This window comes from Niallia circulans (assembly GCF_007273535.1).
In the GTDB taxonomy this organism is placed as follows: Bacteria; Bacillota; Bacilli; order Bacillales; family Cytobacillaceae; genus Niallia; species Niallia circulans_B.
The window spans coordinates 989187-1005000 of the sequence record NZ_RIBP01000004.1 but is presented as its reverse complement, the minus strand read 5'-3'; the positions used below and the strand labels follow the sequence as shown (position 1 = coordinate 1005000).

The window sequence follows — 15814 nt, the reverse complement described above, 5'->3', positions numbered from 1 at the left end:
GACGGAAAGACCCCGTGGAGCTTTACTGTAGCCTGATATTGAATTTTGGTACAGCTTGTACAGGATAGGTAGGAGCCTTGGAAGCCGGAGCGCCAGCTTCGGTGGAGGCATTGGTGGGATACTACCCTGGCTGTATTGACATTCTAACCCGCACCCCTTATCGGGGTGGGAGACAGTGTCAGGTGGGCAGTTTGACTGGGGCGGTCGCCTCCTAAAAAGTAACGGAGGCGCCCAAAGGTTCCCTCAGAATGGTTGGAAATCATTCGTAGAGTGTAAAGGCACAAGGGAGCTTGACTGCGAGACCTACAAGTCGAGCAGGGACGAAAGTCGGGCTTAGTGATCCGGTGGTTCCGCATGGAAGGGCCATCGCTCAACGGATAAAAGCTACCCCGGGGATAACAGGCTTATCTCCCCCAAGAGTCCACATCGACGGGGAGGTTTGGCACCTCGATGTCGGCTCATCGCATCCTGGGGCTGTAGTCGGTCCCAAGGGTTGGGCTGTTCGCCCATTAAAGCGGTACGCGAGCTGGGTTCAGAACGTCGTGAGACAGTTCGGTCCCTATCCGTCGTGGGCGTAGGAAATTTGAGAGGAGCTGTCCTTAGTACGAGAGGACCGGGATGGACGCACCGCTGGTGTACCAGTTGTCTTGCCAAAGGCATAGCTGGGTAGCTATGTGCGGAAGGGATAAGTGCTGAAAGCATCTAAGCATGAAGCCCCCCTCGAGATGAGATTTCCCATAGCGTAAGCTAGTAAGATCCCTGAAAGATGATCAGGTTGATAGGTTTGAGGTGGAAGCATGGTGACATGTGGAGCTGACAAATACTAATAGATCGAGGACTTAACTAAAATGAAAAGCGGAAAAAGACCGCTTAAATCGGTAGGGTGTTGGAGCACACGAATAGCAGTCGTAAGACTGTGTGTGAGTGAGTGAAACAGCCGTACGATTTGGCTTTTGAAGCTGGACAAAAGATTACTTGGTTCTTGCTTTTCTTCTTATATGATTTAGTTTTGAGAGAACAACTCATAAAAACATAATAGTCTGGTGGCGATAGCGAGAAGGTCACACCCGTTCCCATACCGAACACGGAAGTTAAGCTTCTCAGCGCCGATGGTAGTTGGGGGCTCTCCCCCTGTGAGAGTAGGACGTCGCCAGGCACGAACAAAAGCATCTAGTACATTACTAGATGCTTTTTTGTTTTTAAGCTTGGCGCCTTTGCAGGGCATAATGAGCAGCATTTTTTAGCTTTTGGACATAGAATTTATATTTGACATCATTAGTTTTTGTGTTCAACATTTCATGTTCACAATCCGTACAGATAAGTGACTGGTAAAGATGGATACCAGTTATTTTTTTCTGCCCACAAAATAAACATTCCTCCACATAAGGCTGGACTAGCTTCTGAGATTCAGTACTCAATCAATTCCACCTCCCTAAAATCATTGTAGCCAACAATTTAAACATGTATACAAAATTCAGATAACTTAAAAGTGTCACTTTGAATTAATTGAGGTCAATGTGCACATTTTATTCAAAGTTGCTCCAATGGTACAATAAAGAGAAGCAAAAAAGGAAAAGAGGAAATATCGTGCAGGAAAAGACGCCTTTATATACTAGGTTAGAAGAATTCGTCAAAAATAAACCAATATCATTCCACGTTCCAGGCCATAAGAATGGTATGCTTATGCAAAAGCAAGCATTTATAAAGAATGCGTGGAACTATGATGTAACGGAGCTTAGCGGACTTGATGACCTGCATTCAGCCAGTGGTGTTATATTAGAGGCAGAAATGCTACTTACAGAGTTATATCAAACTAAAAGAAGCTATTTCTTAGTTAACGGTTCTACCGTAGGTAATTTAGCAATGATTATGTCTACAGTGGAAGAAGGAGAACAAGTCCTTGTACAAAGGAATAGCCACAAATCAATAATGAACGGGATAAAGCTTGCAAAGGGTAGGCCAATTTTGTTAAATCCTAGCTATGATAGTAACTGGAAAGTAGAAGGCACTGTTTCATGTGAAACAATTATAGAGGCAATACAAAAATATCCGAATGCAAAGATACTTATACTTACTTCTCCTAATTATTATGGTATGGTTGGAGAACTTGGGAAAATAATTGAGATTGCACATAAACACAGTTTGACTGTATTGGTTGATGAAGCTCATGGAGCCCATTTCATAGGCTCATCAGACTTCCCAGCTTCAGCTGTCAGGCTTGGAGCAGATATAGTTGTTCAATCTGCACATAAAACATTGCCAGCCTTAACGATGGGTTCGTATCTTCATTTTAATACAAACAAGATTTCCATGAATAAACTGCAAACATACTTAGGTATCCTTCAATCGAGCAGTCCTTCTTATGTGATTATGGCATCTCTTGATTTGGCGAGAAGCTATTTGGGTACATATAAAGAGGAGGACAGTGCCTATTTATTAGCAGAAGCTGCAAAGTTTAAAGAAATGCTATCAGCCTTAAAACAACTAGAAGTAATGGTATATAATGGACAGACTGTTGATCCGTTAAAACTGACGATTCAGAGTAGATGCGAATTGTCTGGTTTTGAGCTTCAGAAGAAATTTGAGGAAGCAGGAATATATTGTGAAATGGCAGACTTACATAATGTACTTTTAGTACTTCCACTATTAAAAAGTCAGATGGAATACCCATTTGAAGCTGCTTTTGAAAAAATAAAGAATGCTGTTAGTTTATTTACTCCACGGCTATTGCCAGCAGAGGAAGATAAAGGTGCACCTATAAATCTATATACTAATATTGTAGAATTAAAGTTAAACGATTTAGAGCAAATTAATTATGCTAAGCAGGAAATAAGGCTAGAGGATTCAATGCATATGATTAATGCTGAACCTATCATTCCTTATCCTCCAGGTATACCATTATTAATGCCTGGAGAAGAGATAACAAATCTGCATATCCAAAAACTGAAGACATTGGTTAGTAATGGCTGTAGATTTCAAGGGAACTCATCCATATATGAAGATAAAATAACTGTTTTTATAAAGAATTAAGGAGATTGACATGACAAAAGGGATTTTTATTACGATGGAGGGGCCAGAAGGCGCCGGAAAAACAACCATTTTAGAAATGCTTTATGAGCATTATATAGAGAAAGGCATAAAAATAGTAAAAACAAGAGAACCAGGGGGCATCAGGATTTCAGAAAAAATCCGTGAAATAATATTAAACCCTGATCATACTGAAATGGATGGCAGGACTGAGGCGTTATTGTATGCTGCTGCAAGAAGACAGCATTTAGTTGAGAAAGTTATTCCGGCATTAGAGGATGGTGCTGTAGTTCTTTCTGATCGTTTTATTGACAGTTCACTTGCTTACCAAGGATATGCAAGAGGTATTGGCATAGAGGAAATTTGGAAGATAAATGAATTTGCCATTGGAGAAGTAATGCCTGACTTAACACTGTATTTTGATCTTGATCCAGAAATAGGCCTAGCGAGAATAAATAAATCAAATAACCGTGAGGTAAACAGACTTGATTTAGAGCAGTTAGATTTTCACCAACGCGTTCAAGAGGGGTATTACAAAGTTATTGATAAATTCCCGGGAAGACTTCATAAAATTGAGGCATCTCAAGGAGTAGAAGATGTTTTTAAACAATCATTATGTGCTATTGATGCCATACTGAATAGGTAAATAGAGCTTTCATTTTTCCATTTATATATGTCTGTTTTAATATTTATTGTTATAATAGGAAAAAGCAGTAATTCTGGTAAAACTATAATAAAGGGGTTGGATAAAATGAAATTGATTTTAACAGTAATCCAAGATAAAGACAGTGCTAAGTTATTGAATGCTCTTGTAGAGCATAACTTTAGAGCTACTAAATTGGCTAGTACCGGTGGATTTTTGAAATCAGGAAATACTACCTTTATGATAGGAACAGAAGATATTCGCGTGGAAAAGGCGCTGCAAATAATAAAAGAGAACTGCCAATCACGAGATCAGCTAGTTGCACCAGTTTCACCTATGGGAGGGAACGCTGATTCGTATGTACCGTATCCAGTTGAGGTGGAGGTAGGCGGAGCAACTGTATTTGTATTGCCTGTAGAGCAGTTTAAGCAATTCTAATATGGTTGGAGCGTAAGGATAATACCTCTAAATATAAAGGATTTTTTATGATGCTTTTATCGGAGGAAACAAATGAAAATAAATAAAGACATTCGTGTAAATACAGATGCATCAAAGCAAGAGATAAAAAGTGGGCAAGTTGAAACAAAATTTCGTGAGCTTGTCACAAAACAAAATGAAAAGCTACAGACAGGTCAGTTGCATGCACTAATGAAAAATATTGATGATACTGGCACTAGACTGGGCAGATCGCAAAATTTAAAAGACCTGAATAAGTTTAAGTCACTGGTCAAGCAATTTGTTAAAGAAGCAGTTGATTTTGGTATAGGATTAAAAAAAGAAAAATCATGGGACCATTTCGGACAAGGACGTGATTTAAGTGTCGTCCAAGTTATTGATGATAAACTAGTTGAGCTTACAGAGGAAGTCATGAGTAAGGAAAAGAATAGTTTAAACATCCTAGGGAAAATTGGAGAAATAAAAGGGTTATTAATTAATATATATACGTAAGAGAGTGATCGTCTTGATAAAAACATGGGAACAGCTTGAACAGGAGCAGCCGATTGTTTTAAGAATGGTACGAAATAGCCTTCAAAAAGGCCGTTTAGCGCATGCCTACCTATTAGAAGGAATGAGAGGAACAGGCAAAAGAGACGTTAGCCAAATCCTTACGAAAAGTATTCTTTGTGAAAGGGCTATTGAAGGTTATAAGCCCTGTGAGGAATGTTCAAACTGCAAGAGAATTAATAATAACAACCATCCGGACGTACATATAGTCGAGCCGGATGGCTTATCTATTAAGAAAAACCAAATTCAAAGCTTACAGGAAGAGTTTTCAAAAACAGGTGTTGAGTCAAGGCAGAAAATTTATGTAATTATACATGCAGACAAGATGACAACAAATGCTGCAAACAGTTTGCTGAAATTCCTTGAAGAACCACATGCAGATACTACAGCAATTCTTTTAACTGAACAAATACATCAGATTCTCCCAACCATTTTATCGAGGTGCCAAGTACTGTCATATACACCTCTCTCCCCATTAAAAATGCAGGAGCAGCTCAAGGCAGATGGAATGAAGGCAAGTGATGCACCAATAATTGCGCAAATTACCAATGATTATGATGAAGCGTTTATGCTAAGTTCTGATGAATGGTTTGTACAAGCGCAAAAAATAGTGGTAAAATTATATATGACTCTTAAAGGAAATCCTTTAGAAGCATTAGTTGCCCTTCAAAGAGAGTGGTTTGTCCATTTTAAAGAGAAAGATCAGTATGATAGGGGATTAGATTTACTGTTGCTGCTATTTAAGGATTTATTGTATATCCAGTTAGGTAAGGATAAACAAATAGTCTTTGTTAATGAGCGGTCACAGTTAGAAGAGCTTGCGCTTAAAACATCATCCCAAATGCTGACAGAACAAATGACATCCATCTTTGAAGCAAAACGAAAGCTGCAGGGTAATATGAATCCACAGTTATTGATGGAACAGCTTGTATTGAAGCTGCAGGAGGGATCTTCAGTTGTATAATGTTGTAGGAATCCGCTTTAAAAAAGCTGGAAAAATATATTACTTTGATCCGAATGAAATGGATATCCAAAAAGGGGATTTCGTGATCGTAGAGACAGTGCGTGGAGTAGAATATGGGAAAGTTGTAATTGCTCCTAAGCAGGTTGACGAAAATGATGTAGTCTTGCCTCTGAAAAAGGTGCTCCGAATCGCGGATCAAAAAGATCAATTGATTGTAGAGGAAAACCGGATTGCAGCAAAGGAAGCATATGAGGTTTGCTGTGAAAAGGTAAGTCTGCATGAGTTAGATATGAAGCTAGTAGATGTTGAATATACATTTGACCGCAATAAAGTAATTTTTTATTTTACCGCAGATGGCAGAGTGGATTTTCGCGAGTTAGTGAAGGATCTAGCTGCCATATTCAGGACTAGGATAGAGCTGCGTCAGATTGGTGTTCGAGATGAAGCAAAAATGCTTGGCGGCATTGGACCATGCGGAAGAATGCTTTGCTGCTCGACATTCTTAGGTGACTTTGAACCAGTATCAATCAAGATGGCTAAAGACCAGAATCTTTCTTTGAATCCAACCAAAATCTCAGGACTTTGCGGCAGGCTGATGTGCTGTCTTAAGTATGAGAATGATGAATATGAATCTGCGAAAGAACAGCTTCCAGATTTAGGGGAATGGATATCAACACCTGATGGAAGAGGAAAAGTCGTAGGATTAAATATATTAGAACGTGTACTCCAAGTGGAAATTTCTGAACAAGAACGAGTGCTTGAATATACTTTGGAAGAAATACTGCAAAAAGATACTGTTTCAGTTCAATCCACGGATTAATGAGGTGGAAGAGTGGATAAAAAAGAAATCTTTGATTCAGTAATAAATATGGAAAGCCAAATTGGTCATTTATATCAACAATTAGGTGAACTTAAGCAGCATGTAGCCGAATTGATTGAGGAAAATAATACACTAACGCTTGAAAATGAAAATTTAAGAAGGCATTTGGAAAGTCAGTCCCAAGCAGGCAAGGAACAAAAGGAACAGACTAAAAAGAAACACCGAAAGTCCACTAAGCATATAGAAGAAAAACACATGGATATTGGAGAAGGATATGATAATCTAGCTAGGCTTTATCAAGAAGGTTTTCATATTTGTAACCTTCATTTCGGAAGCCCAAGAAAAGACGGAGATTGCTTGTTTTGTCTTTCCTTCCTTAATAAAAAATAGGGTTTGTCCTTCAAAAAAGGGCACCCTATTTTTTTAGGTGTTAAATTAGTTCAGTAAGTATAGGCAGAATGATTATTATTAAGTATATTTAGGTAATATTATAGAATACATAACAAAATGGAGGTAGCATAATTGGTTCAGCTAATAGGAGATGAGAGGCTTGACTACTTGTTGGCAGAAAAGCTGAAAATTATTCAAAGTCCAACCGTATTTTCTTTTTCTTTAGATGCAGTATTATTGGCAAACTTTGCATCAGTGCCTATCGCAAAAGGAAAGATAGTGGATCTTTGCAGTGGAAATGGTGTAATCCCGTTATTCTTGAGTTTAAGAACAAAAGCTTCAATTATAGGGGTAGAAATTCAGGAGCGGTTATATGATATGGCATGCAGAAGTGTTGCCTATAATAAATTGGAAGATAATATTGAAATGGTCAATGGAGATATCAAGGATGCACCAGCACAGCTTGGTTTTGAGAAATACGATGCAGTCACTTGCAACCCGCCGTATTTTCAAACAGACTCACTTGAGGAACGAAATGTAAACGAGCACTTGGCCATTGCAAGACATGAAATAATGTGTACACTTGAAGATACTATTCGCTCAGCAAGCCAGCTAGCAAAGCAGGGTGGAAAGGTTTCGTTTGTACATAGACCAGGAAGACTGCTTGATATCATTACATTAATGAGGGCATATCGAATAGAACCAAAAAGGATTAGGTTTGTTTATCCAAAAGAGGGTAAGGAAGCAAATATACTGCTATTGGAAGGTATTAAGGATGGGAAACCTGATTTGAAAGTATTACCCCCTTTATATGTTTATAAAGGCTTGAATGAGTACACAGAAGAAATGGCTAGTATTTTATATGGAGACAACTAACCACTATTTTTATGTCCTGTTATGTAAGGATAATACATATTATGCAGGCTACACAAATAATCTTGAAAAGCGCCTTAAAACACATAATGAAGGAAAAGGGGCTAAGTATACGAGAGCAAGATTGCCTGTGCAATTGATTTACCATGAAGTGTTTTTGGATAAATCACAGGCTTTAAAAGCAGAGTATGCCTTCAAGCAGTTGAACCGAAAAGGAAAAGAGTCTTATATGAGGAAGGAAAATGGTGTTAAACATGTGGCAGCAAAAAAGCTATAAAAATGATGGCGGGCTTCTTTACTTAGTTCCGACTCCAATTGGCAATTTAGAAGATATGAGCTTTCGAGCTGTTAGGATTTTAAAGGAAGCAGATGTCATTGCAGCTGAGGATACGCGTAATACAAAAAAACTATGCAATCATTTTGAAATAACCACTACAATTGTAAGCTATCACGAGCATAATAAGGAAGCAAGCGGTCGCAAGCTGATTGAGACACTTCAAGCTGGAAAGACTGTGGCCCTTGTCAGTGATGCTGGAATGCCAACAATTGCTGATCCAGGCTACGAACTTGTCGTTGCAGCAGTGGAAAGCAAACTGCCTGTCATTCCACTGCCGGGAGCAAATGCGGCATTAACTGCTTTGATTGCATCAGGATTGCCAACACATCCCTTTTACTTCTACGGGTTTCTTAACAGACAAAAAAAGGAGAAGAAAAAGGAGCTGGAAGCATTAAAGAATATATCTGGAACAGTTCTATTATATGAGTCTCCCCACCGGTTAAAGGAAACCTTACAGTTGATAAAGGATATTTTAGGCGACAGAAATATCTCCTTATGCAGAGAATTAACGAAGATTTATGAGGAGTTCATAAGAGGAACAATAGATGAAGTAATCGACTGGGCAAATACTGATGAGATACGAGGCGAATTTTGTATCGTTATTGAAAAGGGAGAAGCAGTAGAAGTTTCAGATGAACAATGGTGGACAAGCCTTACAATTGTAGAGCATGTAAATCATTATATAAAAGTAGACGATTTACAGGCAAAAGAGGCCATTAAGCGTACCGCTGTTGATCGAAGCATGCCAAAACGGGAAGTTTATCAAGAATATCATATAGATTAAAAAAGCATGGGCTTCTTAAGAGGCCCATGCTTTTTTATTATTATTTAGAAAGTTCAAATGAACTTTTGATTTCGTTGATAAGTTGTTCTGCACCTTCACGGCTTAGAATTAATTTTCCATCTGCAAGTGTTAGGTTATCATCAGAAACTTCACCTGTTACTTGGCAAGTCATGTTTGGTTTATATTTTTTCAAGATGATTTTTTCATCATCCACGTAAATTTCTAGAGCATCCTTTTCAGCAATTCCCAATGTACGTCTTAATTCGATAGGTATTACAACACGTCCCAATTCGTCAACTTTACGAACAATTCCAGTAGATTTCATTTCCTTTTCTCCTCCCGATAAACCTTATATATATTTTTTTCGATAATATTCGACAAATTTCTTTGTTTGTATATATAATACCAGCCATTCCCATATACGTCAATTATTTTATTTTTAAAGGGTGATAACATAAAAGAATTCCTTTGTTTATAGGTTAAATAGCACATTATATATACTTTAAATACCAGAAAAAGCTTATAAATGTAAAAACAAAATAATTTTTTTTTAGAGTAAAAAAGAATTAGAATTCGACAAAAAACAACATTATTTATGTCGAATTATACGTTAAATATATAGAACAAATATAGGAGTTATAATGAAACAGTTAAGCACTTGCAGCCAGTTGCAAAAACTTTGGATTTTGGGTATATTTTGAGGGGATATAAGGGCAAAATGGCAATGATTAGCTTCCTTTTTTTATGACATATCATGAAAAAACAGGAAGTCTACAAAAATACCATAAAATTTCAGGAGCAATTATATAACTTCTAGTTTTAAGATTAGAGCAAGTATTGATACAATAAGTATTATGCATATTACATAAGCAATAATTTTAGGAGGGAAAAAGTTGAAAGAGCAAGATACTTTCTATATAACAACCCCAATATATTATCCTAGCGGAAATCTACATATTGGACACGCCTACACAACTGTTGCAGGAGATGCAATGGCAAGATATAAGCGACTTAAAGGATTCGATGTTCGTTACCTAACAGGTACAGATGAGCATGGTCAAAAAATTCAGCGTAAAGCAGAGGAAGCTGGAATCACCCCTCAGGAATATGTTGACGGTATTGTGGCAGGGATTAAGGAGCTTTGGGACTCAATGGATATTTCCTATGATGACTTTATCCGTACAACGGAAAAAAGACATACAGAAGTAGTCAGCAAGATGTTCCAAAAGCTTGTTGAACAAGGTGATATTTACTTGGATGAATACCAAGGCTGGTACTCTGTGTCTGATGAAACATACTACACAGAGCTTCAGCTTGTAGATCCAATATATGATGAAAACGGCAAAATTATCGGTGGAAAAAGCCCTGATAGCGGTCACGCAGTGGAACTGGTAAAAGAAGAATCTTACTTTTTCAGAATGGGCAAATATGCGGACAGACTTCTTAAGTTTTATGAGGAAAATCCAGAGTTTATCCAGCCAGAATCCCGCAAAAATGAAATGATTAATAACTTTATTAAACCAGGACTAGAGGATTTGGCTGTTTCTCGTACAACCTTTGACTGGGGAATTAAAGTACCTGGGGACCCTAAGCATGTTGTATATGTTTGGATTGATGCATTATCTAACTACATTACAGCATTAGGATATGGTTCTGAAAATGACTCGCTTTATAAGAAGTTTTGGCCGGCAAATGTCCATTTAGTTGGAAAAGAGATCGTCCGTTTCCATACAATATATTGGCCAATCATGTTGATGGCACTTGATTTACCATTGCCTAAGAAGGTTTTTGCTCATGGGTGGATATTGATGAAGGATGGGAAAATGTCCAAGTCAAAAGGAAATGTAGTAAATCCTGTTACATTAATCGAAAGATATGGTCTTGATGCATTGCGTTATTATTTGCTGCGTGAGGTACCATTCGGTTCTGACGGTGTATTCACTCCAGAAGGATTTGTTGAAAGAGTAAACTTTGATCTGGCAAACGACTTAGGAAACCTGTTAAACAGAACGGTTGCAATGATCAACAAGTATTTTGATGGAGTAGTGCCTGATTACAAGGGATCTGAAGGAAACTTTGAAAAGTCACTTGTAGAAGCACACGAGGAAACAAAAGCATTATATGAAAAACATATGGATAATATGGAGTTTTCTGTAGTACTTACTAATCTATGGCAGCTTATCAGCAGAAATAATAAATACATCGATGAAACACAGCCATGGGTTCTTGCTAAAGAAGAAAGAACGGAAGAACTTGCAACAGTAATGGTTCATCTTGCAGAGTCATTAAGAAGAATTGGTGTTCTGTTAAAACCATTCCTGACAAAAACACCTGATAGAATCTTCCAACAGTTGAATATTCAACCTGAAGAACTGAAAACTTGGTCAAGTCTTGACGAGTTTGGAGCAATCCCATCAGGTACAAAGGTAGAAAAGGGAGAGCCTATTTTCCCAAGACTTGATATTGCCGAAGAAGTGGAATACATCAAAAAGGAAATGCAAGGACCTGCAGTAGTAGAAGAGAGCAAGGAAAAACAACCAGAAAAGCAGGAAGTTCCTGAAACAGAAGAAATTTCAATTGATGATTTCATGAAAATAGACTTAAGGGTTGCACAAGTCCTTCAAGTAGAACCTGTAAAAAAAGCGGATAAGTTGCTGAAGCTGCAGCTGGATTTAGGATATGAAAAAAGACAAGTTGTATCAGGCATTGCGCAATATTATAAGCCAGAGGAGCTTGTAGGCAGACGAGTTATTTGCGTTACAAACCTTAAGCCTGTTAAGCTAAGAGGCGAATTATCACAAGGCATGATCCTTGCTGGAAGCCAGGATGGAGTTCTGTCGATTGCATCAGTAGATGAATCGCTTCCATTAGGCTCAAAAGTTAAATAATAAAAGCTGGAGAAACATAGAAATTGCGTTTATTAAGCATATTTCTATGTTTTTCTGTCCAATGGGGGATATCTAGCTAGCAATTAAGGGAATAAGAAAGAAATATGACTAATCGCGATAAGGAAAGGATTTATTATGTTATTTGATACACACACACATTTAAATGCAGACCAATTTGATGAAGATTTAGAAGAAGTAATCAACCGTGCAATGGAAGCCGGAATGGAAAAAATGGTTGTAGTCGGCTTCGATCGTCCAACAATTACAAGAGCAATGGAATTAGTGGAGCAATACGATTTTATCTATGCTAGTGTCGGTTGGCATCCTGTAGATGCTATTGATATGACAGAAGAGGATTTAAATTGGATTGAATCATTGGCAAGTCACCCAAAGGTAGTTGCTATTGGAGAAATGGGTTTGGATTATTATTGGGACAAGTCTCCTAAGGATATCCAAAAGGAAGTGTTCAGAAAGCAAATTCATTTAGCGAAAAAAGTGAAGCTTCCAATTATCATTCATAACAGGGAAGCAACCGCTGACATTGTGGAGATTCTTAAAGCGGAAGGTGCCTCAGAGGTTGGGGGTATTATGCATTGTTACGGAGGAAGTGTTGAGACAGCAATGCAATGCATCGACATGAATTTTTATATCTCTTTAGGGGGAACTGTCACTTTCAAAAATGCCAGAAAACCTAAGGAAGCGGCAGCAGCTATTCCGCTGGATAAACTGCTTATTGAAACTGATTGCCCATACCTTGCACCGACTCCATACAGGGGCAAAAGAAATGAACCGAGTTATGTAAAACTTGTCGCTGAGGAAATTGCAGCGATAAAAGGGATCAGTTTTGAAGAAGTTGCTGCTAAAACTACGGAAAATGCCAAAAAACTATTCGGCATAAAGTGATAAGAGATGCTGTCGAATAATTGTATAGCTTGTCCTAATATTACTTTGTTCTAAGAAGTTCTACATTGCTTCCTTTTCTCATAGAATGTTCATGTCGAGATTTCTTTCTTTCCTTTCCTGGAGTTTTTTTGCATAATAGGAGATACGTTCAAAGAATGTAGAAGGGTTGACAGCAGACACGATACTCTATATAATCACTCCGAGAGAAAAGGAGGCGTTTTTCATCGTAATCCAAAACATGAAAAGCCTGTTTTCCAAATCTTTGAGCACAAAGAAAATATTCATTCTTATTGCTAGCTTCATAGTTTTTATAAGTGGTTTAGGGTTTGTTATTTACGAATCAACGAAAAAAACTGTGGCGCTGACATTGGATGGAAAAGAGAAGGTCATCGAAACGCACTCATCCACTATTCAAGATATATTTGATGAACTTGATATTGCCATAAGCTCAGAAGATGAGGTGTCTCCCCCGTTAGATGCAAATGTAGCTGACGAGATGGAGGTTGTTTGGAAGCAAGCAAAACAGGTTGAATTGAGCAAAGACGACGAGAAGAAAACGGTATGGACAACAGCAGAAACGGTTAAGGAGTTTCTCAAAGAACAAAAAATCTCTTTGAATGAGCACGACAAGGTCAATCAGAAGCAGAATAACGATATAAAGAACAATATGGAGATTGTTGTACATACTGCATTTCCAGTTACACTAGTAGACGCAGGATCGAAAAAAGAACTATGGTCCACTTCGACTACGGTCGCTGACTTTTTAAAACAACAGGAGATATCACTTACGAAATTAGACCGAGTTGAGCCAGATCTAAAGGAAGTAGTGAACAAGAAGGACGCTGTAGAAATTACACGTATAGAAAAGGTCACCGATGTAGTGGAACAACCGATTAATTATGCTGTTGTGACCCAAAAGGATGATAGCCTTGAAAAGGGTGCAGAAAAGGTAATAAAAGAAGGCAAAAACGGTGTAATGTCGAAAACCTTTGAAGTTACTTTAGAAAACGGTAAAGAAGTTTCGAGAGATCTGCTTAGTGAAAAACAAGTTAAAGAAAAACAGGACAAAGTAGTGGCAGTTGGAACTATTGAAGTTACCCAAGTTGCTTCCCGTGGCGAAAATGTCAGTGAGGAAGGCACAGAACTTTATGTTAATTCCACTGCATATACAGCAAGCTGCAGCGGTTGTTCTGGACATACCGCTACTGGAATTGATCTTAAGTCAAATCCTAATGCAAAAGTAATTGCCGTTGACCCAAGCGTTATACCGTTAGGAACAAAGGTTTACGTGGAAGGCTACGGATACGCTATTGCTGGTGATACTGGTGGTGCTGTGAAAGGGAAGAAAATCGACGTCTTTTTCCCAACGAAGGCAGAAGCTTATCGCTGGGGAAATAAACAGGTAAGAATCAAGATTTTAAAGTAACCTTTTAGACTTCTTACTTGCATGTGTTTGTTAGTGTCTGCCAAAACCTAATACACATTGAACATCTACTATTAGCACATCTTTAACAGAGGAATTATTCCTCTGTTTTTTTCTTTTTTAACGGATTTTGTTGAAAAGAAAAATTTGAGCTATAATAACCTTTAGAATTCATTTAACTCTTTCTATAATATATAGACGTTTAATGTTACAAAAATGTTTCATTTTTTTTGCAAATCTTAATTTTTTTTTTGGAGGCTTCATGAAACTTAAAGAAATCATTGTAGTGGAAGGAAGAGATGACACTACCGCTGTCCAAAGGGCAGTTGATGCTGATACAATTGAAACAAATGGTTCTGCTATAAGTATGGAAACAATTGCGGCAATAAAGCTGGCTAATGAAACAAGAGGAGTTATTGTACTGACAGATCCAGACTTTCCTGGCCAAAAGATACGCAATACTATAGAAAGACATGTGCCAAGCTGTAAACATGCTTTCATTGCAAAAGATAAAGCTCTGCATAAACATGGGAAGGGCGTTGGAGTAGAGCACGCCTCTGTAGAAGTAATCAGGGAGGCGCTTAAGGATGCTCATCACATGGAAGAAGGCATTATAGAGCAAATTACTAAGGAAGACTTGCTGGATGCACAGCTAGTTGGCGGTCCGGGGTCAAGGGAACGCAGAGAGAAGCTCGGCAGGATATTAAAAATAGGGTATACAAATGGCAAACAGCTTCATAAAAGGCTGATGATGTTTAACATCACCAAGCAAGACTTTGCAGCAGCGGTAAATGCTATTTGGCAGGAGGAAAAAGATGTATAAAGATATAGCGACACCTGTAAGAACAAAAGCAATTTTAGAAAAGTATGGTTTCTCATTCAAAAAGAGTTTAGGTCAGAACTTTTTAATTGATACAAATATCTTAAGAAATATTGTGGACCATGCAGAGTTGTCAGAGTCATCAGGTGCAATTGAAGTTGGACCAGGTATTGGAGCCTTAACAGAGCAATTGGCAAAGCGGGCTAAAAAGGTAGTTGCATATGAGATTGACCAGCGTTTACTGCCGATTTTAAGTGAAACACTCGAGCCGTACCCAAATGCTAAAGTAATCCATTCTGATGTATTGAAAGCAAATGTAAAGGAAATGATTGAACAGGAATTTGCAGGCATAGATGATATTATGCTTGTTGCAAACTTGCCTTACTATGTAACAACACCAATCATCATGAAAATATTAGAGGAGAATCTGCCTCTACGTGGAATTGTTGTTATGCTTCAGAAGGAAGTGGCTGACCGTATTTCAGCTAAACCAAGCACAAAGGAGTATGGTTCACTGTCTATAGCGATACAATACTATACAGTTCCAGAGGTTGTAATGATTGTTCCTAAGACAGTTTTTGTGCCACAGCCAAATGTCGATTCTGCCGTTATCAGGCTAACGATAAGACAAAAGCCACTTGTTGAAGTTAAAAGTGAGGAATTCCTCTTCCGTGTGACTAGAGCGAGCTTTGCACAAAGAAGAAAAACAATCCTTAACAATTTAACGAGCCAACTCGACAACGGCAAGGAGAAAAAAGATTCTATACTATCTGCCTTGCAAGCTGCCGGAATTGAGCCTTCAAGGCGTGGAGAATCTCTCTCCATTGAAGAGTTCGCTGCACTTAGTGATGCATTGTATGAGTCTTTCTAAAAGTGTATAGTACGGTAAACAGTCAGTTTCCTTACGATGGGGCTGACTGTTTTATTTTATTTGGAG

At 38.2% G+C, this 15814-nt stretch carries 17 protein-coding genes and 2 rRNA genes (1 of these 19 running past the window's edge); 17 read left to right on the top strand and 2 right to left on the bottom strand.

Annotated features, from left to right (window positions below; translation table 11 throughout):
* Positions 1–847 (top strand): 23S ribosomal RNA (locus CEQ21_RS13010); it begins 2088 nt to the left of the window's first position.
* Positions 848–1039: 192 nt separating this feature from the next.
* Positions 1040–1156 (top strand): 5S ribosomal RNA (gene rrf, locus CEQ21_RS13005).
* A gap of 43 nt (positions 1157–1199) precedes the next feature.
* On the opposite strand, the gene CEQ21_RS13000 is transcribed toward rrf, so the two are convergent.
* Positions 1200–1418 carry a sigma factor G inhibitor Gin gene (locus tag CEQ21_RS13000; protein ID WP_235907248.1) on the bottom strand — a complete coding sequence of 73 codons (219 nt, stop codon included), beginning with the start codon at positions 1416–1418 and terminating at the stop codon, positions 1200–1202.
* Between the two features lie 169 nt (positions 1419–1587).
* Here CEQ21_RS13000 and CEQ21_RS12995 point away from each other — a divergent pair, with 169 nt between their 5' ends.
* The 10 genes from CEQ21_RS12995 to rsmI all read left to right on the top strand — a co-directional run bounded on the left by CEQ21_RS12995 (position 1588) and on the right by rsmI (position 8843).
* On the top strand, positions 1588–3030 hold the full coding sequence (locus CEQ21_RS12995; protein WP_328593480.1) for an aminotransferase class I/II-fold pyridoxal phosphate-dependent enzyme: 1443 nt from the start codon (positions 1588–1590) through the stop codon (positions 3028–3030).
* A 10-nt stretch (positions 3031–3040) separates the two neighbouring features.
* On the top strand, positions 3041–3673 hold the full coding sequence (gene tmk, locus CEQ21_RS12990) for a dTMP kinase (RefSeq protein ID WP_185764895.1): 633 nt from the start codon (positions 3041–3043) through the stop codon (positions 3671–3673).
* Positions 3674–3778: 105 nt separating this feature from the next.
* Positions 3779–4108, top strand: a complete 330-nt coding sequence (locus tag CEQ21_RS12985; protein ID WP_127742579.1) for a cyclic-di-AMP receptor — start codon at positions 3779–3781, stop codon at positions 4106–4108.
* 72 nt (positions 4109–4180) lie between these two features.
* Positions 4181–4618 carry a YaaR family protein gene (locus CEQ21_RS12980; RefSeq protein WP_185764894.1) on the top strand — a complete coding sequence of 146 codons (438 nt, stop codon included), beginning with the start codon at positions 4181–4183 and terminating at the stop codon, positions 4616–4618.
* Between the two features lie 13 nt (positions 4619–4631).
* Complete coding sequence (gene holB, locus CEQ21_RS12975; RefSeq protein ID WP_185764893.1) at positions 4632–5639, top strand: DNA polymerase III subunit delta'; 1008 nt, start codon at positions 4632–4634, stop codon at positions 5637–5639.
* The gene (locus CEQ21_RS12970) at positions 5632–6459 is read left to right on the top strand and encodes a PSP1 domain-containing protein (protein WP_127742573.1); all 828 of its coding nucleotides are present in this window, start codon (positions 5632–5634) and stop codon (positions 6457–6459) included. The genes holB and CEQ21_RS12970 overlap by 8 nt, the downstream gene beginning before the upstream one ends.
* 12 nt (positions 6460–6471) lie before the next feature.
* Positions 6472–6849: a DNA replication initiation control protein YabA gene (gene yabA, locus CEQ21_RS12965; RefSeq protein ID WP_144458366.1), complete on the top strand. Its 378-nt coding sequence runs from the start codon at positions 6472–6474 to the stop codon at positions 6847–6849.
* Positions 6850–6981: 132 nt separating this feature from the next.
* Positions 6982–7725: a tRNA1(Val) (adenine(37)-N6)-methyltransferase gene (locus CEQ21_RS12960; RefSeq protein WP_185764892.1), complete on the top strand. Its 744-nt coding sequence runs from the start codon at positions 6982–6984 to the stop codon at positions 7723–7725.
* Positions 7712–7999 carry a GIY-YIG nuclease family protein gene (locus CEQ21_RS12955; RefSeq protein WP_185764891.1) on the top strand — a complete coding sequence of 96 codons (288 nt, stop codon included), beginning with the start codon at positions 7712–7714 and terminating at the stop codon, positions 7997–7999. Before CEQ21_RS12960 ends, CEQ21_RS12955 begins: the two co-directional genes overlap by 14 nt.
* Positions 7977–8843, top strand: a complete 867-nt coding sequence (gene rsmI / locus CEQ21_RS12950) for a 16S rRNA (cytidine(1402)-2'-O)-methyltransferase (RefSeq protein ID WP_185767261.1) — start codon at positions 7977–7979, stop codon at positions 8841–8843. The genes CEQ21_RS12955 and rsmI overlap by 23 nt, the downstream gene beginning before the upstream one ends.
* Positions 8844–8883: 40 nt before the next feature.
* On the opposite strand, the gene CEQ21_RS12945 is transcribed toward rsmI, so the two are convergent.
* Positions 8884–9168 (bottom strand): AbrB/MazE/SpoVT family DNA-binding domain-containing protein, encoded by a 285-nt coding sequence (locus tag CEQ21_RS12945; protein WP_127742567.1) that lies wholly within the window; start codon positions 9166–9168, stop codon positions 8884–8886.
* Positions 9169–9736: 568 nt separating this feature from the next.
* Between CEQ21_RS12945 and metG the strand changes: the two genes are divergently transcribed.
* The 5 genes from metG (at position 9737) to rsmA (ending at position 15748) form a co-directional block, all read left to right on the top strand.
* Entirely contained in the window at positions 9737–11731 is a 1995-nt protein-coding gene (metG, locus tag CEQ21_RS12940) for a methionine--tRNA ligase (protein WP_185764890.1), read from the top strand.
* A 135-nt stretch (positions 11732–11866) separates the two neighbouring features.
* The gene (locus tag CEQ21_RS12935; protein WP_185764889.1) at positions 11867–12634 is read left to right on the top strand and encodes a TatD family hydrolase; all 768 of its coding nucleotides are present in this window, start codon (positions 11867–11869) and stop codon (positions 12632–12634) included.
* 238 nt (positions 12635–12872) lie between these two features.
* The gene (locus tag CEQ21_RS12930; protein ID WP_185767260.1) at positions 12873–14060 is read left to right on the top strand and encodes a G5 and 3D domain-containing protein; all 1188 of its coding nucleotides are present in this window, start codon (positions 12873–12875) and stop codon (positions 14058–14060) included.
* Between the two features lie 259 nt (positions 14061–14319).
* Positions 14320–14880, top strand: a complete 561-nt coding sequence (rnmV, locus tag CEQ21_RS12925) for a ribonuclease M5 (protein WP_185764888.1) — start codon at positions 14320–14322, stop codon at positions 14878–14880.
* Entirely contained in the window at positions 14873–15748 is an 876-nt protein-coding gene (gene rsmA / locus CEQ21_RS12920; protein ID WP_185764887.1) for a 16S rRNA (adenine(1518)-N(6)/adenine(1519)-N(6))-dimethyltransferase RsmA, read from the top strand. Before rnmV ends, rsmA begins: the two co-directional genes overlap by 8 nt.
* Positions 15749–15814: the final 66 nt, after the last annotated feature.